Origin of the sequence: Pseudomonas nabeulensis (genome assembly GCF_004682045.1) — a bacterium.
Taxonomy (GTDB): Bacteria; Pseudomonadota; Gammaproteobacteria; order Pseudomonadales; family Pseudomonadaceae; genus Aquipseudomonas; species Aquipseudomonas nabeulensis.
In genome coordinates, this window is sequence record NZ_QUZT01000002.1 from 174,472 (window position 1) to 194,889 (window position 20,418).

19 protein-coding genes are annotated in these 20,418 nt (G+C 63.0%); 2 read left to right on the top strand and 17 right to left on the bottom strand.

Going from position 1 to position 20,418, the window contains the following annotated elements:
* Positions 1-11: 11 nt before the first annotated feature.
* The 17 genes from madM to pilG all read right to left on the bottom strand — a co-directional run bounded on the left by madM (position 12) and on the right by pilG (position 18,225).
* The gene (madM, locus tag DYL61_RS02275) at positions 12-776 is read right to left on the bottom strand and encodes a malonate transporter subunit MadM (RefSeq protein ID WP_135307040.1); all 765 of its coding nucleotides are present in this window, start codon (positions 774-776) and stop codon (positions 12-14) included.
* Position 777: 1 nt separating this feature from the next.
* Positions 778-1,182, bottom strand: a complete 405-nt coding sequence (madL, locus tag DYL61_RS02280) for a malonate transporter subunit MadL (RefSeq protein WP_105699644.1) — start codon at positions 1,180-1,182, stop codon at positions 778-780.
* 67 nt (positions 1,183-1,249) lie between these two features.
* The gene (gene mdcH, locus DYL61_RS02285; protein WP_135307041.1) at positions 1,250-2,149 is read right to left on the bottom strand and encodes a malonate decarboxylase subunit epsilon; all 900 of its coding nucleotides are present in this window, start codon (positions 2,147-2,149) and stop codon (positions 1,250-1,252) included.
* Positions 2,146-2,733, bottom strand: coding sequence for a malonate decarboxylase holo-ACP synthase (locus tag DYL61_RS02290; RefSeq protein WP_135307042.1), 588 nt, complete (start codon positions 2,731-2,733; stop codon positions 2,146-2,148). The genes mdcH and DYL61_RS02290 overlap by 4 nt, the downstream gene beginning before the upstream one ends.
* A complete protein-coding gene (gene mdcE, locus DYL61_RS02295) occupies positions 2,727-3,497 on the bottom strand; it encodes a biotin-independent malonate decarboxylase subunit gamma (protein ID WP_135307043.1) in 771 nt (256 codons plus the stop codon). The genes DYL61_RS02290 and mdcE overlap by 7 nt, the downstream gene beginning before the upstream one ends.
* Positions 3,494-4,336 carry a biotin-independent malonate decarboxylase subunit beta gene (locus DYL61_RS02300; RefSeq protein WP_135307044.1) on the bottom strand — a complete coding sequence of 281 codons (843 nt, stop codon included), beginning with the start codon at positions 4,334-4,336 and terminating at the stop codon, positions 3,494-3,496. The genes mdcE and DYL61_RS02300 overlap by 4 nt, the downstream gene beginning before the upstream one ends.
* The gene (locus DYL61_RS02305) at positions 4,329-4,628 is read right to left on the bottom strand and encodes a malonate decarboxylase subunit delta (protein WP_135307045.1); all 300 of its coding nucleotides are present in this window, start codon (positions 4,626-4,628) and stop codon (positions 4,329-4,331) included. The genes DYL61_RS02300 and DYL61_RS02305 overlap by 8 nt, the downstream gene beginning before the upstream one ends.
* On the bottom strand, positions 4,628-5,461 hold the full coding sequence (locus DYL61_RS02310; RefSeq protein ID WP_135307046.1) for a triphosphoribosyl-dephospho-CoA synthase: 834 nt from the start codon (positions 5,459-5,461) through the stop codon (positions 4,628-4,630). The genes DYL61_RS02305 and DYL61_RS02310 overlap by 1 nt, the downstream gene beginning before the upstream one ends.
* Positions 5,462-7,132: a malonate decarboxylase subunit alpha gene (gene mdcA, locus DYL61_RS02315; RefSeq protein WP_135307047.1), complete on the bottom strand. Its 1,671-nt coding sequence runs from the start codon at positions 7,130-7,132 to the stop codon at positions 5,462-5,464.
* A gap of 119 nt (positions 7,133-7,251) precedes the next feature.
* The gene (locus tag DYL61_RS02320) at positions 7,252-7,974 is read right to left on the bottom strand and encodes a hypothetical protein (RefSeq protein WP_135307048.1); all 723 of its coding nucleotides are present in this window, start codon (positions 7,972-7,974) and stop codon (positions 7,252-7,254) included.
* Between the two features lie 326 nt (positions 7,975-8,300).
* Positions 8,301-8,540, bottom strand: a complete 240-nt coding sequence (locus tag DYL61_RS02325) for a DUF6124 family protein (protein WP_135307049.1) — start codon at positions 8,538-8,540, stop codon at positions 8,301-8,303.
* Positions 8,541-8,901: 361 nt separating this feature from the next.
* Positions 8,902-9,357, bottom strand: a complete 456-nt coding sequence (locus DYL61_RS02330; protein ID WP_105699615.1) for a chemotaxis protein CheW — start codon at positions 9,355-9,357, stop codon at positions 8,902-8,904.
* A complete protein-coding gene (locus DYL61_RS02335) occupies positions 9,350-14,653 on the bottom strand; it encodes an Hpt domain-containing protein (RefSeq protein WP_135307050.1) in 5,304 nt (1,767 codons plus the stop codon). The genes DYL61_RS02330 and DYL61_RS02335 overlap by 8 nt, the downstream gene beginning before the upstream one ends.
* 167 nt (positions 14,654-14,820) lie before the next feature.
* Positions 14,821-16,872 (bottom strand): methyl-accepting chemotaxis protein, encoded by a 2,052-nt coding sequence (locus tag DYL61_RS02340; RefSeq protein ID WP_135307051.1) that lies wholly within the window; start codon positions 16,870-16,872, stop codon positions 14,821-14,823.
* Positions 16,869-17,393 carry a chemotaxis protein CheW gene (locus tag DYL61_RS02345; RefSeq protein ID WP_135307052.1) on the bottom strand — a complete coding sequence of 175 codons (525 nt, stop codon included), beginning with the start codon at positions 17,391-17,393 and terminating at the stop codon, positions 16,869-16,871. Before DYL61_RS02345 ends, DYL61_RS02340 begins: the two co-directional genes overlap by 4 nt.
* Positions 17,394-17,405: 12 nt before the next feature.
* Entirely contained in the window at positions 17,406-17,771 is a 366-nt protein-coding gene (pilH, locus tag DYL61_RS02350) for a twitching motility response regulator PilH (RefSeq protein WP_105699608.1), read from the bottom strand.
* Between the two features lie 46 nt (positions 17,772-17,817).
* Positions 17,818-18,225, bottom strand: coding sequence for a twitching motility response regulator PilG (pilG, locus tag DYL61_RS02355; RefSeq protein WP_135307053.1), 408 nt, complete (start codon positions 18,223-18,225; stop codon positions 17,818-17,820).
* 239 nt (positions 18,226-18,464) lie between these two features.
* Here pilG and gshB point away from each other — a divergent pair, with 239 nt between their 5' ends.
* On the top strand, positions 18,465-19,418 hold the full coding sequence (gene gshB / locus DYL61_RS02360; RefSeq protein WP_135307054.1) for a glutathione synthase: 954 nt from the start codon (positions 18,465-18,467) through the stop codon (positions 19,416-19,418).
* A 77-nt stretch (positions 19,419-19,495) separates the two neighbouring features.
* Entirely contained in the window at positions 19,496-20,401 is a 906-nt protein-coding gene (locus tag DYL61_RS02365) for an energy transducer TonB (protein WP_135307055.1), read from the top strand.
* Positions 20,402-20,418: the final 17 nt, after the last annotated feature.

Sequence of the window (20,418 nt, forward strand, 5' to 3'; positions counted from 1 at the left end):
GACAACAAAAATCAGCCGACCAACCCCCGCACAACGAAGTACAACAACGAAGGCCCAAGCAAGCACCCCAGCCCGGTATGGAACGTCGCCGTCAACGCCCCATACGGCACCAACCGCCGATCCGTCGCCGCCAAGCCTGCGGTCACACCGCTGACGGTGCCAGCCAACCCACCAAACACCATCGCCGAACGCGGGTTATCCAACCCCATCCAACGCGCCGCCACCGGCGTGCCGACCATCACCAGGATCGCCTTGATCAACCCCGTGGCAATCGACAACGCCATCACATCCGAGGTCGCGCCGATCGCTGCACCGGTTACCGGGCCAACGATGTAGGTCACCGCGCCCGCGCCGATGGTGGTCATGCTGACCGCATCGCGATAGCCAAACGCCCAGGCCATGCTCGCGCCGACGATAAACGGCAGGATGGTGCCCAGCAGCAGTGCAACCACGCCGATCATCCCGGCCTTACGCGCTTCGGTGGCTTGCACTTCGAACGCCGTGGCGACAATCGCGAAATCCCGCAGCATCGCGCCGCCCATCAAGCCAATGCCGGAGAACAGCGCCAGGTCGGCCAGGCCTTTTTGCCCGCCGGTAATCGTACCGCCGACCCAGGCCAGTACCAGGCCGATGACGATGGCAATCGCCGAGCCATGAATGCGTCCGAACGTGAGGCGCTTGGACAGCACCACGGAAATCCACATCACCACGCCAACGAAGGCGAACGCGGTGATCAAGCCGTTATGTTCCAGGCCTTTCTCGATGAGATCCCACATATCAGCGGCCTCCCACTGGAACGATCAGCGGTTCTTCGGCGGGCAACGGTTCACCCTTATGGGTGCGGCTGATCAGGGCAATGGTGCAGCCGCAGACCACCACCGAACCGATGGCCGCCAGTACCGCCACCGGGCCGCCGTGCAAGGCGGTCACGACGTTCTGTTGCGCGGCCATCGCCACGACAACCGGGATGTACATGGCGCCCCAGAAGCCGACGCCCATCTCGCAGTCCTTGGTCATGCCGCCGCGTTTTTGCATCCACAAGCGTGCGCAGATCAGCAGGATCATTGCGATGCCCACCCCGCCCACGTTGGATTTGACGCCCAGCAACACGCCGAGCATGTCGCCCATGATCACGCCCGCAAGCGTGCAGATCGCCAGCAATGCCACACCGTAGATAATCATTGTTGTTGTCCTCAAAGTGCTCGATCGAAATTGTTGTTGTTGTGCTTCGAAAGCCTTGGGTGGTGCTTTATCGGTGGCGGCGCTCCTCCTCTTGCAGCAGGGCCTGCAACGTATCCAGGCGCGCGCCTTCGCAGGCGATCACCGTGCCTTGTTCAAACACGCGGCGTGACAGGCCAGTGAGCACGGCGCCGGGGGGCAGTTCGATTTGCAGGCGCACGCCGCGCTCGTAGGCGCTTTGCACGGTGCCGCGCCAGTCGACGATGCGGCACATGTTGAAGGCCAGGTCGTCGCGCAATTGTTCCGGGTTGTGGATAGGTCGCGCACGGGTGCTGCTCAGGTAGGTGATGCGCGGCGCCTTAAGCGCAACGAACGCCTCGGCCAGGGCCTGGGCCGGTTGTTCCAGCAATGCGCAATGGGACGGCACGCTGACGGCCAGGCGCTTGGCGATGCCATTGCCCTTGATGCGTTGAGCGACGAGCTGCATCGCAGCGTCGCTGCCGGCGATCACGGTTTGGTTATCGGCGTTGATATTGGCCAGGTACACCGGGGTTTGCGGGCTGTGGATGTCGGCCAGCAGCGTTTCGACGGTGGATAACTCCGCGCCGATGATCGCCGTCATGCCGTAGCCCTGTGGATAAGCGTTTTGCATCAGTTCGCCGCGCAGGCTGACCAGTTTGAGCGCATCGGCGAAGTCGAGGGCGCCGGCGATGACCGCCGCCGGGTAGGCGCCGATGGACAGGCCCGCGACGTAATCCGGCGTGTGTTGCAGCAAGCGGGCGTGGGCCACGCCAGCGATCAACAGGCACAGCTGAACGGCACGGGTATTGGCCAAGGCCTCGGCCGAATCCAACGCGCGGGCGTCTTCACCCAAGGCGTCACTGGCCTCTTCCAACACCGGCGCCGGCAACGCCTTGAGCATGCCTGGTCGCTGGGCGCCCTGCCCCGGAAACACCAGAAGACTGCTCATGCCACGGCCTGCCAAGGGTCGAGCACCAGGTGCGCACCGCTGGCGGTTTTCAGCAGCACCCGCCGTGAGCCACCAGCCCATTCGCGCAGGGCGACGGCGCCGAAAGGGGTTTGCAGCTGCATGTCCACGGCGCACGCGGCGTGGTCCAGGGTGGCCAGCAGGTCGCGGGCGTCATTGCGAGCCAGTGGCTCGGGCGTGCGCAGAATCAAATCCAGATCACTTTGCGCATGCAGCACTTCAATGCTGGTGGCCAGTTCGAAACCCGCACTGCCAGTGACGCCCCAGCTCAACGGCGCCAGCACCGGCCGCAGTTGATCGAGTGCCTGCAACGCGGGTAAGTCCCGTGGCGAAACGACGTCGCACAATGCCTCCGGTACAACGCGACGTTGCACAGCACTCATCGGCATCACCGCCGCCAGGCGCTGCTCACGGGAACGTCCCCGCAGGCCCACGGCGACCCAACCCGAGGCCACGATGGCGCGACGCACCACCACCGCGCCCAGGGCGTCCACCGCCCACGCCGGAGCGTCGGCAGGCAGATGCGCCGGGGTCATGCCCCAGAGCAAATCGTGGGCGTTCACCATTGCTCCCGCAGCAGTTGGCGCACATGGCTGGAGGCAGCGCGATTGGTCGCACCGAGGCGGCCGCTCAAGTCCGACGTGGCGACATCCTTGATCGCACTCACCAGGCAATCGTTGACCCGCGCCACATCTTCCGCCGTGGGCTGTTCGATCTGGCTGATCGACAAGGTTTCCCACAGCAAACCGAGGCTCCCATAGCTGTCGATGTCATACGCCATCGGCGGCACGCTGGCGGCCAGGGCTTCCAATTCTTCAACGCTGCGCAAGGTCACCCGTGCTGCCGATGCCTTGCCCATGGCGTGCACCATCACGCCGGGGTCACGCAAGGCGATCAGGCGGTTGGCCTGGTAACCGTGGGCAAGGAATGCACCCGACATGGCCTTGCCCACCAACAGCGCGATCACCGGATGCCCGGCCAGGCGGGCACGGGCATAACTGTCGGCAGCGGCGGCCAGGGCTTGATGAATGCCGAGGGCTTCTTCGCGACGGCCATAGGCTTGGCTCGGCACATCGACGATGGCGATCAGCGGGCGCTTGTCGCCACGGGCGATGGCCTCATCCACGGCCTTCGCGATGCCCCAGCCTTCCAGCAAACCGACTTCGCCGTTACGGGCGCGGGGAAAGCGATTGTTCGGGTCGGTGACCACCGCAATAAAGCGCGCCGGTTGTTCGCCCACTACGCCGTCGGCGACTTTCAAGGACTCCGGCAAACCCTCAACGGTTGTTGCACCGGCACTCAACGCGTTGAACCACTGCTGCCCTCTCATGAGCGTTCTCCTTGGTACAGCGCACGCACCGTCGCTGGGTCGATTTGTGGCGTGGCGTCCAGTTCGGCGAGACGGGCCAGGTAGTGCTCGGTCTGACGGCTGCGTTGTTGTTCCGGCAGACCCTGTCGCAACAGGGCGCTGACGGTCTGCTGGATATCGGCGACGTCGTCGGCCACATAACGGTCGGCCAGGCCACTGTTGAAACGTTGTTCGCCGCCGGTCAGGCTCCAAATGAATGGCCGGTCGCGGGAGTCGTACTCTTCAAGGCCGGCCTCCTGCTCGATCACCTGCGGGCCGTTCAAGCCCACGCGGGCTTCACGGGTCACCACGAGGTAACTGCACAACCCAGCGGCGATGGACATACCGCCAAAACAGCCGACGCTGCCCGCCACCACGCCGATCACCGGCTGGTATTGGCGCAGGTCGACAATTGCCGCGTGAATATCGGCAATCGCCGCCAGCCCAAGGTTGGCCTCCTGCAAACGCACGCCACCGGTTTCCAGCAGCAATACGGCGCGGGTGGGAATGCCCTTGCGATTGTCTTCGGCCGCCAGCTCCAACGCACCGGCGATTTTTGCACCGCCGACTTCACCGAGGCTGCCGCCCTGGAAGTTGCCTTCGATCGCCGCGATTACCACGGGCTTGCCATCGATGCTGCCCTTGGCGATCACCACGCCGTCATCTGCTTGCGGCACCACACCCTGGCGACTGAGCCACGGCGACATGACGCGCTGGAACGGGTCGATCAGCTCGCGGTAGGAACCAGCATCCAACAAGGCCTTGGCCCGCTGCCGCGCTCCCAGTTCGACGAAGCTGTGTTTGGTCAGCAAGTCAGTCATGGCCCATCTCCTCGAAACCCTGCTCCAGGCGCAAGCGCACCACGCCGGGTGTCGCGCCGAAATCGTGGATATCGATCTTCAAGGCCGGTGGCGTCTGTTCTTGAAAGATACGTTCGAACAGGTGCTGCCAACGTTGCTCCGCACCGTTCACCGAGGTCTGCACTTGAATCGTCAGCGTGCCCGGCGTGCCCGGTTCCAACAGCACTTCCAGGTCGCCCGAACCGACACACCCCACCAGCGCACGGCCCTTTGGCGGCTGCCCGGCGGGGAATTCAAAGGATAAGGTTTCCATCACAACGCTCCGTCGAGGCGGTCGATAAACAGGCAGGCGGCCAACAGGTCGGCGGCGCCACCGGGGGAGGCATTCAGCGCCAACAGTTGGTTGTCCAGTTCGTGCAGTTGGCGGCGACCGGCCAGGGTGGCGCTGCCGCCGGCATCCAGCACGGCTTGGGCGCCGCGTTGCATGGCAGCGATGCCTTCGGGGCCAGCGCGGTAGAGCACGCAGGTGTCGGCCAGCTCAGTCATGATCGCGAGCAAGGCATCCAGGCGGGCGTTCTGCTCGCCGATGTTTTGCTGGCGGCTTTTACGCAATTGCGGCAGGCCGCGTTGCGTCACCGAAGGGAAGCCCAGCTGGGCTTCTTCGCGGGCACCGCGTGCGCCGTAGCGTTGGGCAACCTGGGCGCCGTGGCTCAGCGGTTGCGGCGCATAACGGTCGTTGAGCAAGGCCAGCCGGGCGGCGTTCAGGGTGATATCGCGGGGAGCCAGGGCGGCGGCGGCGGTGAGCAAGCCCAAGGCCCAGATCGCGCCGCGATGGGTGTTCACGCCGTTCGTGGTGACGAGCATCGCTTGCTCGCCTTCACGGCCAATGCGCCCAAGGGCTTCGCGCAGCGGCAAACCGATCTCGCCGATATCGAGCGCCGCTTCGGCCATTGCCTTGAACATCGGCCACAGCGACAACGCCGAAGCGTGCATCAGGCCCAGGTGTAAATCGCTATGCGCGCCGTTGCCGCGACGGTCGACCAGGGCGGGTTTGGGTGACAGGTCCGCTTCATCGATCAGCGCATCCACGGCCATGTCCGCCAGGCGTTCGGCGAGGGTCAATTCATGCAGTTTGAGGGCGCGCATTTACCAGCTCCTGAACTTGGCGGGCGGGTTGTACAGGCCACCGGACCAGTCCACCAGGTCGGCCACGCTCTTGGCGGCCAACAGCTCGCGGGTGGCGTCGGTGCGGCGGATGTCGAGGTCTTCGGGCAAGGCGATCAGGCCCTCGCGGCGCATGCGCGCGGTGTCCTTGGGGTTGTGGCGCAGGCCGATGGCGGTGACGCCGGCGACGGCAGCGATCATCGCCTGGCGTTCTTCCAGGGAACGCGCCTTGTACAGATAGGCGATGCCTTCTTCGGTGAGCAAGTGGGTAACGTCGTCGCCGTAGATCATGATTGGCGCCAGGGGCATGCCGCTTTTGCGGGCGACCTCGACCGCGTCTAAGGTGTCGACGAAGGTCGGTTTGCCGCCTTCCTGGAAGGTCTCGACCATTTGCACCACGAGTTTTTTGCCGCGTTCGAGCAGCGCTTCCGGGGCGTCGTCGTGGCGCATATCCAGCCAGGCGGGCGTGCCATGGCGACGGCCGCGCGGGTCGTGGCCCATGTTCGGTGCGCCACCGAAACCGGCGAGGCGGCCACGGGTCACGGTGGAGGAATGGCCATCGCCGTCCACTTGCAAGGTGGCGCCGATAAACAGGTCCACCGCGTATTGCCCGGCCAGTTGGCAGAACATGCGGTTGGAGCGCATCGAGCCATCGCGGCCCGTGAAGAACACATCCGGCCGGGCGGCGATGTAGTTCTCCATGCCCAGTTCGGTGCCGAAGCAGTGCACGCTTTCGACCCAGCCGCTTTCAATCGCAGGGATCAGCGTGGGGTGCGGGTTGAGGGTCCAGTTGCGGCAGATCTTGCCCTTGAGGCCGAGGGATTCGCCGTAGGTGGGCAGGATCAACTCGATGGCGGCGGTATTGAAACCGATGCCGTGGTTAAGCGACTGCACGTTGTGTTTTTCGTAGATGCCACGGATCGCCATCATCGCCATCAGCACGTGCACCGGCTTGATATGGCGTGGGTCGCGGGTGAACAACGGTTCGATGTAGAACGGCTTGTCGGCCACCACCACGAAATCCACCCAGCTCGCCGGGATATCCACGCGGGGCAAATCCGTAACGTCATCAACCAACTGGTTGACCTGCACGATGACAATGCCATCGCTGAAGGCGGCGGGCTCGATCAGCGCCGGGGTGTCTTCGGTACTGGCACCGGTGTAGATATTGCCTTCGCGGTCGGCCATGAAACCGGCGGAGAGCACCACATTGGGGATCAGGTCCACCACCAGCCGCGCATAGAGTTCGATGTAGGTGTGGATCGCGCCGACTTCAAGCAGGCCGTCTTCCAGCAACTGGCTGATGCGCAGGGATTGAGTGCCGGCGAAAGAGAAATCGAGCTTGCGGGCGATGCCCTTTTCAAACAGGTCCAGGTGCTCGGCACGGCCGACACTGGGCATGATCATGTGCAAATCGTGGAGCTTGGCCGGGTCGGCCTTGACCAGGGAGCGCGAGAGAAAATCGGCTTGCTTCTGGTTGTTGCCTTCCAGGACCACGCGGTCACCGGGGAGGATCAGCGCCTCAAGGGCTTCAACGATCTTGTCGCTGGGCAGTACTGCGCCGTCTGCCCATTGTTTGACCAGCCCGAGCCGCCGCTGCTTCTCGTCGCGCCGCCGCGTCCAGCGCGAGTCGGGGGTTCTTGTTGTTGTCATGGTCGCTCCACGGGTTTGCTGTCGTGGGGCTTACCTTAGGAGTGAATCCGGGGGCTATCAATCAAGCTCGGCGGCGGAACGTTACGGCCAGGGTAATGAAGGTTCAATAAACACGGGCATTACGCCCGCCGCCATTCGATGCGATGGAACCATAGGGTTCTGAACAACGCCAAGGCTGTAAAGGTGTGCAGGCCCAACACAGCCCACCCATTCCACTGCCAAAGGCCTGACAGCGCTTGGCCGTACACCGGCAACAGCAGCAAGAGCAACGCCACCAGCGCGCAGGCACCCAGTTGTTCCCAGTGTTCCAGCCGGCTGGGACGGGACACTATCGCGTAGCCGAGCAAGGCGCCCAGGCACACGATCAACAGGCTAAAGACGTCATGCTCGGTGACGTGAGGCCACGCCAGCAGGTGCAGGGGCAGGCAGACTGCAAACAGGGTGAACGAGCAAATCCCGAAGAACACAAAGGCATACTCCAGGGCGTCCACCAGGCGATCACGGATAAAGCCGCGAGCTTGCTCATCTTCTTCCTCGGTTGGGCCTTGGGAAATCGCCACCGCCAGCAAACCTGAGCCGAGGCCGCCCAGCGTCATCACCACGAAGTTAGTCACAACTCCTCTGATCGCTTTGTCTGCGCCGACAAGCTTGAGGCTTTCGAGATACACCAGAATAAACACCGCCCCAGCCGATGTGATCAGGAACCCCCACAGCTTCCCGCGGTTGTTTTGAACATTCATCGTCACCGTCGCCGTGAGCACCAGCACCACAAACCACATCAGCAGCGCGCCGGTAAAACGATTGAGGTTGTACAGCCACGCGAACCCATCCAATAGCCACATTGCGTCGATACTTCCGTCGGAAAACCCCTTGGGCTATCGGCAGGGGGGTGGGGATCTTTATGCAGGGGCCACCTACAGTCTGTTGATCGTTCCCACGCTCTGCGTGGGAATGCCGCATGGGACGCGCCGCGTCCCACTAGACCGCGCAAGGGTGACGCGGAGCGTCACGGGATGCATTCCCACGCGGAGCGTGGGAACGATCAAATGTGGGAGGGGCGGTACGACGATTCGACTTGCCCCCGATTGCAGTGTGTCAGCCAATACATCGGGTGCTGACCCACCGCCATCGGGGGCAAGCCCCCTCCCACACTGGGTTTGGTGGTGCTTCAGAGAGCGCGGGTAGCGGGGGATATTTGCTCTAGCGCTCTATCGACCAACAACTGCCCAAGCTCTGCCATTTGCTGGATCCCGAGCATGATTGCGCGTTGGGAGGCGTCGAGATCGAAGGCCAGGTTGCAGGTGAGCGCGTTGAGGGATGACAGGGTTTCGCTGGCGTTGACCAGCAGGGTTTCGGTGTTTTGGTGGGGGTTGACGGTGAAAATCGCTGATGAGGAAGAGTTCGACATATTGTGCGGTTCCTGAACAAATGAGTAAGGAACACCTCTGGATCTAGGCGTTATGTGCGCCTAAACAGATTTCCCGGACTTGCACGTCCGTGTCACCGTTTTTTGCGATGACGGGATGAAGACTAGGCCCGCCGACCGCACTCGACAAGTTCATGCCCTGCCCAAAATCTTGCAGGAAAAATCCGAAGCCCAACCAACTGACCGATCCCGCCACGGTCGACGAAACAACGAGGATCAAATGTGGGAGGGGGCTTGCCCCCGATTGCTGACTGTCAGTTGATACATGTTTAGCTGACCCGCCGCCATCGGGGGCAAGCCCCCTCCCACATTTTGATCCTCGTTGGGGTTAAGAAAGCGTGAGTCAGGCCAACCCGGACTCCACCAGCAACGCTTCCAGCCCCATTAAATCCGGCACCTTTGCCACATGTTCGCCCACCTGTACCGCCGCCAGTTCCAGCGGACACAGCGGCACGTCCACGTAGCTCAACTGGCTGTCGAGCTTGTAGGAACGTGGAATCCCCTGGATCACCAGCGCAATGAACTTCAACGTCGGCCGCCCGCCCAGGGCGTTCAGCACCACGATCCGTGAGCGTTCGCCGGTGACGATGGCTTCGCCGCACGCCGCTTCAAAGCTGATCAGCGGCAGTTGCTGGTCGCGCCAGGTGACTTGGCGCAGGTACCACGGCGGTGCATCGCTGGCCGGTTCGCCGCGTTGGAAGTCGATCAGCTCGGCGACGGCAACGTTGGGCAATACCAGGTGGCGATCAGCCAGAGGCAGCAGCAGGCCGGTGAGTTGGCTGGTGCGGTGGTCAAGCATGGGACTTGCTCCAGTAGGCGATGCTGTCCAGCAGCACCGACTCTTGGTAAGGCTTGCCGAGGTAGTCATTCACCCCAATGGCCATGGCGCGGTCGCGGTGTTTCTGGCCGGTGCGGGAGGTGATCATGATGATCGGCAGGCGCATCAGGCGCGGGTCGTTGCGCACTTGGGTGGCGACTTCGAAGCCGTCCATGCGCGGCATTTCGATGTCCAGCAGCATCAGGTCCGGGGTGTGTTCTTCGAGCACGGCGAGGGCGTCGATGCCGTCTTTGGCGGTGAGGACGTTCATGCCGTTGCGTTCCAGCAGGCGACTGGTGACTTTGCGCACGGTCACCGAGTCGTCCACCACCAGCACCAGCAGCGGGCGTTTTTTCAGCGGGTCGTTGAGGATCAGCGGCGCCTCCACTGCCTGGGCCTGCACCGCCGGTTGCCGTGCGCGGATGTGCGCCAGCAGGTCAATAATCAGCACGACGCGGCCATCCCCAAGGATCGTCGCGCCGGAAACCCCTTGCACCCCGGCAAATTGCGGCCCCAGCCCCTTGACCACGATTTCCCGCGTGCCGGCCATGGCATCCACATGCACCGCGACGCGGCGTTCGTTGTAGTGCACCAGCAGCACCGGCACCGGCTGGTACTGGCCCAGCAGTTTCGGGCGATTGACGGTGTGCAGCAGGTCGCCGAGGTAGAACAGCTCATAGCGCTGGCCGGCGTATTCATAGTGCGGCGGGTCTTGCTGGTAATGCCCGGCCAGCTCATGGGGCAACACCCGCACCAAGCCTTCGATGGTATTGAGCGGGATCGCGTATTGGTCGTCGGCGCACTGCACCATCAACGCACGGTTGACCGACACGGTGAACGGCAGCCGAATGCGAAAGTGCACCCCCACACCCGGTGTCGACTCAATGAACATCGTGCCGCCCAGCTGGCGTACCTCTTCGTGCACCACGTCCATGCCCACGCCACGCCCGGAAATCTGGGTGATTTTTTCAGCCGTGGAGAAGCCCGGTTGCAGGATGAACTGCAACACATCGCGGTCACTGATCTCTTGGTCAGGGTCGAGCAACCCGCGCTTGATCGCCTTGCGCCGCACGGCTTCGAGCGGCACACCGGCGCCATCGTCGCGCATATCGAAGACGATATCGCCGCCTTCGTGGGTCAAGTCCAGGGTGATGCGCCCCGTCGCCGGCTTGCCCGCCTGCAACCGTGCCTCGCGGGGCTCCAGGCCGTGGTCGACGGCGTTGCGCAGCATGTGTTCCAGCGGCGCCACCATGCGCTCCAGCACGTTGCGGTCCATCTCACCCTCGGCATTGCCGACGATGAATTCCACGTCCTTGCCCAGCTCTTCTGCCACCTGGCGCACGATGCGCTTGAGGCGCGGCAACATGCGTTCGAACGGCACCATGCGCGTGCGCATCAAGCCTTCCTGCAACTCGGTGTTGATGCGTGCCTGTTGCTGCAACAGGTCGTGGGCGTCCTGGTTGCGACTGTCGAGGGTGTCCTTGAGGTCGAGCAAGTCCGACACGGATTCAGACAGGGCACGGGACAACTGCTGCAACTGGGAATGGCGGTCCATTTCCAGCGGGTCGAATTCTTCATAGCCCAGGCGCTCGGCCTCGGCTTGCTGGCGGCTGAGGATGCGGCCCTGGGTTTCGGCATCGAGGCGGCGCAGTTGGTCGCGCATGCGCTCGATAGTGGTTTCCACCTCGGTCAGCGCAATGCGGGCGTCGTTGACTTGCTGTTCGATGCGGCCACGGAAGATCGAAGTTTCGCCGGCCAGGTTGACCAGGTCATCCAGCAGCTCGGCGGAGATTTTCACCATATCGGCCGCCGGGTCGACTGCCGCTTCGGCCTTGCCCGCTGGCAACGCGACCGGCACTACCGGTTCGTCGCTGGGGTGCACCAGGCTTTGGATACGCGCAATCAGCTTGTCCACCGAGCCCACCGGCAAACCATCCGCCACCGCGTCGATCATCTGCGCCAAACGGTCGTGACAGCCTTGCAGCAACGCGAACAGCTCCGCCGTTGGCGCCAGCAAACCCGCCGACAAGCCTTCGTAGAGAAACTCCAGCTCATGGGCCAAGTCGCCTATCGGCCCGATCTCGACCATGCGCGCACCGCCCTTGAGGGTGTGCAGGTCGCGCAGCAGGGTTTCGACTTCCTGGCGGTTGCCGGGCTCGGCTTGCCAGCGCGACAGGGCAGCACTGGAGCTGTCGAGGATATCGGCGGCTTCTTCTAGGAAAATATCGAGCAGCTCAGGGTCGGCAGTTGCTGTTGCCGGCGCCGCAGTGGCAACCGCTGGTGCATTGCCCTGGCGGATCGCGCGTACCTTGGCCACCAGTTCGGCGCTGTCGCTCAAGGGCTGTTGGTCTTGCAGCTCATCGAGTTGCAAGGCCAGCCGCTCGTGGCTGGCCATCAGCACTTGGGACAACTCGGTGGAGTAGCTGTAGCGACGGTCCACCAAGCCTTCGTAAAGGCATTCCAGCTCATAGGCCAGGTCGCCCACCGGCTCGATGCCAGCCATGCGCGCGCCGCCCTTGAGGGTGTGCAGATCGCGCTGCAACGACGACAACGGCGCCGTGTTATCGGGCTCCAGCAACCAGCGCTTGAGGGACTGCCCGGCGCTGTCGAGGATGTCCACGGCTTCTTCAAGGAAGATCTCGACGATTTCATCGTCAATTGCCGTTTCATGCCCCAACTGCCGGGTGGCAGCGCCCAGCTCGGCAATGCTCTGGGCGTGGCTGCCGTCGCTTTTGATCAGCCCGGTGGCGGACGGGTCGAGGGCTTCGTCCAACAGCTCGCGCAGGGCTTCGACCCGCACCGGCGCCGGGCTGATTTCCTGGCCCGCGGCCAGTTGGTCGAGCATGCTGATCAGCGCTTCATGGGCGTGTTCGGCCTCATGGAAAAACCGCTCGCTCACCGCCAGGCTGCTTTCTTCCACCGCGCCGTAAAGGTCGAGCAGGGCCTCGCACAGTTCGTCGATGGCATGCAGGTCGGCGTCGTGCGCGCCCTCCCCCAGCGTGGTCAGTTCGTCCAGCAGCGCGGTGAGTTCCTGGCGCTCGCCGGGGTGCTGTTGCCAGCGGCGCAGCAGGTTTTCGGCGTCGAGCAGGATGTCCATGCCCTGGGCGAGGAAGTTGGCGATCAGTTGCGGGTCGCGCTTGATGCGCAGGCCGGTATTCGGTGCGTCCAACAGCGCTGCCAACTGCTGATCGAGCAAGCGTTGAGTGCGCAGGATCAACTCCGGCGCGCCTTTGATCGGCGCCACAGGGTCACTGTCCAGGTCACGCAGCCCGCGCTGGAACAGCGCTTCTGCCTCCAGCAGCAATTCCACTTCGTCCAGGTCCAACGGCAGGCGATGGGCCTTGTACTCGCGGGTCAGGTGGTCCAGCGGGCGCGTGAGTTCGGCAATCGGCAACACGCCAGCCATATAGGCGCTGCCCTTGAGGGTGTGCAGGGCGCGTTGCAGTTCATCACTGACTTGCAGCGGCACATGTTCGGCGGCCTGTTGCAGGAAATGGTTGATGCTGTCGAGATGGCTCTGGGCTTCGTTGCGGAAGATCTCCAGCAGCATCGGATCATGGGGTTCGGCAACCGGTAGGGCCACGCCGTCCGTCACGAGCGCGGCCTGGCGCCACGGTTTCTCGGCGGGAAGATAACCCAGCGCGGACAGGCCTTGGGTGGCCCGTTCCAAGACCCGCTCGCCGCCGGCATCGGGGTCTTGCAGCAGACGCTCCAGGTAGTATTCCAGGCTGCTGATCACATCGGCGAAATGACTCAAGTGCACCTCGGACGGCGCCCCTTCGCTGCCCATCAGCTGTTCATCGACGTAATCGGTGCAACCACGCATCAGGCTGGCGGCTTTCGGCAGCGGAATCATCGCCAGCGCACCGCGCACCTGGCTGAGCAATTCGGGCAACGACTCCAGGCGCAGGCTGTCCCAACCGGCCTCAACGCAGTCGATCACCAGTTCTTTGGCCTGCTTCAAACACTGGACGGATTCGCGGATGACCAACTGGTGGATCTGGGTCAGATCCGTGGTGGGCAAGCGGCTGTCTTCGCGGCTTTCCGGCTCGACGGTGCCGACCATCCCCGCCAGCGTGGCTTCGACGTAGAGCAAGGCGCCCGCGACGTCCATCAACACCGCGTCGCTGGGTTCGCGTTGGCCCTGGGCCAGGCTCAGTACCACGGCGAGTTGGTCGATGATGACCTTGCGTGGCTGGCCGAAGCCCAGCACCGCCAAGGTATCGGCGATCTGCCGCAGGGGGGCGAGCAACGCGTCAAGGTCGCTGGTGTGTTGACGGTCGCTGCGCACGAATAAATCCAGGCGTTCTTTTACCCGCACCAGTTCCTCACACAAGGCACCCAGCACCGAGCCCATGCCATCACGGTTCGGCCCCGCCAGGCGCGCGCGTTCGGCGTCGACCACGGCGCTGTCGGGCAGGGCTTCGTCGAGGCCGTAGCGCTCCTTCAAACTCTGCATGCGCGGCGTCGGTCGGGTGACTTTGGCCACGTAGAACAACAGGCTCTTGAGCAGCTCATCCGGTGCGGGTTGGTTGATGCCGCCAATGCCTTGGGCGAGCAGACGCTTGAGTTGTTTGCCACTGGCCTTGAGCAGGCTGCGCAACGCCGGGCTGTTGGCAATCACGCCGGTGAGCATGCCTTCGACCAACGCCGAGGTGACTTGCCACAGCGGCAGCAACGGCGCGCCCTGGCACAGCGCTTCCAGGCGCGCAAAAACCCGCGCCATGTCTTCCAGGTTGCTGGGGCCATGGTCCTCGCGCAGCAAACCGGAGAGAGCCTGTTGTAACAGTGAGTGCCATTGGCGCAGTTGGTCTTGCAGGTCGGGTACTGCGCGTTGGGCCAGGGCTTCATCGGGCAGCGGTGCAATCGACAGCAGTTGCGGGCTGAACAGACTGGTCTCCGACAGCAGGCTTTCGCCACGGGCGCTGCGCAGATCGTTGAGCAACGGCAACACCACCAGCGGCAGGTCGCGGCGGGCGCTGTGCACGCGGTCCAGGTAGAGCGGTAATTGGGTGAGTGCCTGTTGCAGCAAGCGAATGCTTTCTTCGCGCTGGCTGACCTGCCCGGCCTGGAGCGCCAGGGCCAGCGCTTCGAGCTCTTCGGCCAACAAGGCTGCGCCGTAGAACTCGACCATTTGCAATGCGCCATGCACTTGGTGGATGGCGGCCAGGCACTCGTCGAGGGCCTCGGCATCCAGCGCCGAACGGGCCTGGCTCAGGGTTTCGGCAATGTCGCCCTTGACCCATTCGAGGGCCACGTAGTCGTGCCGATCAACCATAACTGCTCCGCTTAGAATTCGTGGGTTGCTGGTGCTACAGAGATCCCCAGATAGATGGAGATCAACTGTGGGAGGGGGCTTGCCCCCGATAGCGGTGTATCAGTAGCAAGTGTTTTAGCTGACCCACTGCAATCGGGGGCAAGCCCCCTCCCACATTTGGCTGCATTTCAATCTTCGGCCTGTTTGGCCGCTGGAAGGGTGAAGCCGGACACCGAGCGCCGCAACTGACTGGCCATTTTCGCCAGGTTACCAATGCTCTCCGCCGTGGCCGTCGACCCCGACGACGTCTGCGTGGTGATCTGCTGAATCACGTTCATCGTCAGGGAAATCTGCCCCGCCGACGACGTCTGCTGCTGCGCCGCGTTGTAGATGCTCTGGATTAACGCCGCCAGGGTTTTCGACACGCCTTCGATCTCTTCCAGCGCCACTCCGGCGTCCTGGGCCAGGCGCGCGCCGCGCACCACTTCGGTGGTGGTCTGCTCCATGGAAATCACCGCTTCGTTGGTGTCGGCCTGGATCGCCCGCACCAGGGTTTCGATCTGCCGGGTAGCGGCCGACGAGCGCTCGGCCAGCCGCTGCACTTCATCGGCGACCACGGCAAAGCCGCGCCCGGCATCCCCGGCCATGCTCGCCTGGATCGCGGCATTCAGCGCAAGGATGTTGGTCTGGTCGGCAATATCGTCGATCAGGCTGACGATATCGCCAATCTCCTGGGACGATTCGCCCAGGCGCTTGATGCGTTTGGCGGTGTCCTGGATCTGCTCGCGGATGTTGTCCATGCCGTGGATGGTGTTGTGCACCACCTCGTTGCCCTTGTTGGCGATCTCTACCGAACGCTCCGCGACCGCCGAGGATTCGGCGGCGTTGGCCGACACCTGGTCGATGGATTGGGCCATCTGGTTGATCGCGGTGGAGGCTTCGGCAATCTGCTGGGCCTGATGCTCCGAGGCCTGGGCCAGGTGCATGGCGGTGGCCTGGGTGTCCTGCACCGCACCGGCCACCTGCCCCGCTGTGAGGTTGATGGTGGCCACCAGATCACGCAGTTGGTCGACGGAATAGTTGATGGAGTCGGCGATGGTGCCGGTGAAGTCCTCGGTCACCGAGGCCGTGACCGTGAGGTCACCGTCGGCCAGGTCTTCGATCTCATCCAGCAAACGCATGATCGCGTTCTGATTGCGCTCGTTCTTCTCGGCGGTTTCATGCAATTGGCGGTTGGTTTCGCGCACCATCACCAGGCCGATCAGGATGATCGACGCCAGCGCCAGCAAGCCCAGCACATAACCGCCGATGGTGTCGAAGCTGCGCCCGCTGGCGAGGTTTTCAAATCCGGTGGCCAGGTGCGAGGCTTCATCGAGCAGGGTTTGCGACAGGTTGAAGATATTGCTTGCCGAGGCGCGCACCTGGAACAGTTGCGGCGAGGTTTCGAGGATTTCATCCACAGAGCCGGAAACGAACTCAAACAGCTCAGCGATTTCCGCCAACCGCGCCCGGGCGTCGTGGTCTTCGACCTGGGTGATGCGCAACCCGGCGTTGCCCTGGAGCATGCCGTTGAGCACCTGGCCGAAACGGTTGGCATCGCGGCCAAAGGCATCGGCAGCCTGGGCGGCGGATTCGTCGCCAGCCAGCACCGTGTTTACCGCACCCAGTATGCGTTCAGCCAGCAATGACTGGCGCTGGGCCAGCGCCACCTGGCTGGCCGGGGCGCCGCGTTGCAACAGGATGTCGACGACCTTCTCCGACTCCATCTGCAATTGCGGCACGGTTTCGGCCAGGGTGGCGGCGACCTGGTGCAGGGACAGCACGGTCTGCTCGCTGGCGAGGATCGCATCGGTGTTTTTCAGCAATGCTTCCCAATCGGTCTGCACCGCACGCATTTCGGCGCGCACCGCGTTGGGCGCGGCGGGCAGGCCGGTTTCCGGGTCGCCTTTTTTCAGGTAGCCCCAGCGCCGCGCGAAGTCGTTGCGCGCATCGCTCAAGAGCTTGAACGCGGCAGCCTTGCCGGCGGCGGCTTCGGTGGCGTTCTTGGCGATGCGCTGGGACAGTACCCGCAGTTCACCGGCATGGCCGATGTACTGTTTGTCGTAGGTCGACTGGGTGTTGAGGTACGCGAAGTTGGCGAACAACAACATGATGAACACGATCAACGCGATAAACAGCACGATGATCTGCGAGCGGCTACGCGAAGCGGCCTGGGGTTTGGGCGTGGTTGGGGTGGTCATGCGGCAACATCCATGAAGCCTGGGGACTGCGCCAGGGCGAAGGGGCTGAAGACCTGCCACAGCGGGTCGCCGTCGAACTGGCCCTGGATAAACGACGCGCCGGGCGCGGCCTCGGCCTGCAGGGCGTCTTGCGCGAAATGCTGCATGCCTACCACCTCATCCACCAGCAACCCCACAAACAGGTCGTTGTATTCCACCACCAGCACCCGCCGTTGCTTGCGCGCCTTGGACAGCGCAAGGCCAAGGAACCCGCCCAGGTCCATCACCGGCAACAACCGCCCGCGCAGGTTGGCCACGCCCTTGACCCAGGCCTTGACCCCCGGCATCAAGGTGCAACGCGGTTCATGCAGGACTTCGGCGACTTCGCCCATGGGCGCCACGTACCAATGCTGCCCCACGCGAAAGCCGATGCCGCTCCAGCGTTGCAGGCGGGTTTCCTGCGACGGCAGGTCGGCGGCCAGCAGGCGACAGCGGCGGTCGATGTCCAGCAACAGCTCGAAGGCGGTTTGCGACTCGGTCATGATGGCCTGCCGTCAGCCGGCCAGCACCTTGTTCAGGGTGGCGATCAGGGTGTCTTCTTCCACCGGCTTGGTCAGGTAGTCCTTGGCGCCCTGGCGTGCGCCCCAGATCTTGTCGGTTTCCTGGTCCTTGGTGGTGATGATGATGATCGGGATGCCGTTGGTTTCCGGTTCCTTGGACAGCTGGCGGGTGGCCTGGAAGCCGTTGAGGCCCGGCATCACGATGTCCATCAGCACGGCGTCGGGTTTTTCCTGGCGGGCCAGGGCCACGCCGTCCGCGCCGTTTTCGGCCTTGAGGACCTGGTGGCCGTGCTTTTCCAGCATGCCGGTCAGTTTGTACATTTCGGTCGGCGAATCGTCGACGATCAGAACACGTGCCATGGTTTTCCCCACTACTTAGGTAGACGCCAGCCCTTGTGAGGCGGTGTCAATGTGCTTGTTCTACTGCGGCGAAGGCAGGCACGTAGGCCTTGATCGCACCCAGCAGTTCTTCCTTGCTGAAAGGCTTGGTCAAAAACTGATCGACACCCACGATGCGCCCCTTGGCCTTGTCGAACAGGCCGTCCTTGGAGGACAGCATGATCACCGGGATCGACTTGAACGCCGGGTTGTTCTTCACCAGCGCGCAGGTCTGGTAGCCATCCAGGCGCGGCATCATGACGTCTACAAAGATAATGTGCGGGTGATGGTCAACAATCCGGGCCAGGGCATCGAAACCGTCGATGGCCGTGATGACATCGCACCCCGCGTTCTTCAACAAGGTCTCGGCGGTGCGGCGGATCGTCTTCGAATCGTCGATCACCATCACTCTCAAGGCGTTGGAATGCTGTTCCATATCTGCTCTACCATCGCCACAGCGAATCGGTTTTCGGTGTGTACTGCCTGATGTTGCACAGGATGAGCGCCGCAAGCCTTGGAATTCAAGGGCTGCTGCGCCGTGGCAGTCTTTTTAGCACAGTCTTTGGGCGCAATCTATCGAGCAACCGGCCAGGTGGTTTTTCCTTGACCCACAACAGCCGCAGCGCCACTCTGACGCCACTTTTATGCGCCCTAATTTGCTAGAGGAAATCCCCCATGAGCGTTCGCGTCGGCATTGTCATGGACCCTATCGCCAGCATTTCCTATAAAAAGGACAGCTCGCTGGCCATGCTGCTGGCCGCCCAGGCCCGCGGCTGGACCTTGTTCTATATGGAGCAGCGCGACCTTTACCAGGGTGACGGCGAGGCCCGCGCACGCATGCGCCCGCTGCAGGTGTTTGCCAACCCGGAAAAGTGGTTCGAACTGCAAGGTGAAGTCGACAGCCCGCTGAGCGACCTCGACGTGATCCTGATGCGCAAGGACCCGCCGTTCGACATGGAGTTCGTCTACTCCACCTACCTGCTGGAGCAAGCCGAACGCGCTGGTGTGCTGATCGTCAACAAGCCGCAAAGCCTGCGCGACTGCAACGAAAAGCTGTTCGCCACCCTGTTCCCACAGTGCACGCCGCCCACCGTGGTCAGCCGCCGCGCCGACGTGCTGCGTGAATTCGCCGCCAAGCATGGCGATGTGATCCTCAAGCCGCTGGACGGCATGGGCGGCACTTCGATTTTCCGTCACCGCGCCGGCGACCCGAACCTGTCGGTGATCCTGGAAACCCTGACTGTACTGGGCACCCAGCAGATCATGGGCCAGGCTTACCTGCCGGCGATCAAGGACGGCGACAAGCGCATCCTGATGATCGACGGCGAGCCGGTGGACTATTGCCTGGCGCGCATCCCGGCAGCGGGTGAAACCCGTGGCAACCTGGCGGCCGGTGGTCGTGGTGAAGCACGGCCGTTGTCGGATAAGGACCGTTGGATCGCCAGCCAAGTCGGCCCGACCCTGCGTGAAAAGGGCCTATTATTTGTAGGACTCGATGTAATCGGTGAGCACCTCACTGAAATCAACGTCACCAGCCCGACCTGTATCCGCGAGATAGACAATGCATTTGGCACAAACATCGGTGAAATGCTGATGGCGGCCATTGAGCGCAAGCTACAAGCCAAGTGACATAGAACAGCCGGACACGCACCAACATTGCGTTATCATGCGCCACCTGTGAAACGCGCGATGTTGGTTTTTTTGTCATGACACTCCCGTCCGATCTGCCCCCCGAACTCTCCCACAGCGGCGTGCGCCCGGCTGATCGTCTCGGTTTTACCCTGTTTCTGGCCGCGTTGATCCACCTGGCGCTGATCCTCGGCCTGGGCTTCACCTTTGCCGAACCCAAGCAAATCTCCAAGACCCTGGAAATCACCCTCGCCACGTTCAAGAGCGAAAAGAAGCCTGAAAAAGCGGACTTTCTTGCCCAGGACAACCAGCAAGGCAGCGGCACCCTCGACAAGAAGGCTGTGCCCAAGACCACCGAAGTGGCGCCGTTCCAGGACAACAAGGTGAATAAAGTCACCCCGCCGCCGGCGCCCAAGCCCGAGGTCAAGCAGGCCGCGCCCAAGGCTGCCGTGGCGACTGTCGCACCCAAGCCGCAAAAAGCCCCGACCCAACGTGAAAAAACCAAGACCGAGCCGACGCCTGAGCCCGTCAAGCCCGCGCCGACCTTCGACAGTTCGACGCTGACCGATGAAATTTCCAGCCTGGAAGCCGAGTTGGCTCACGAACAGCAGCTGTACGCCAAGCGCCCGCGCATCTACCGGCTGAATGCCGCCTCCACCATGCGCGACAAAGGCGCCTGGTATAAGGATGAATGGCGCAAGAAGGTCGAGCGCATCGGTAACCTCAACTACCCGGATGAAGCACGGCGCCAGCAGATTTATGGCAATTTGCGCTTACTGGTATCGATCAATCGTGACGGTACGTTATATGAGGTGCAGGTACTGGAGTCCTCCGGCCAACCGCTGTTGGACCAGGCCGCGCAACGCATCGTGCGCCTGGCCGCGCCTTTCGCCCCGTTTACCGGCGACCTGAATGACGTCGACCGCCTGGAAATCATCCGCACCTGGAAGTTCGCCAAGGGTGATCGCCTTTCCAGCAACTGACTGCTGCTCTCAAATGC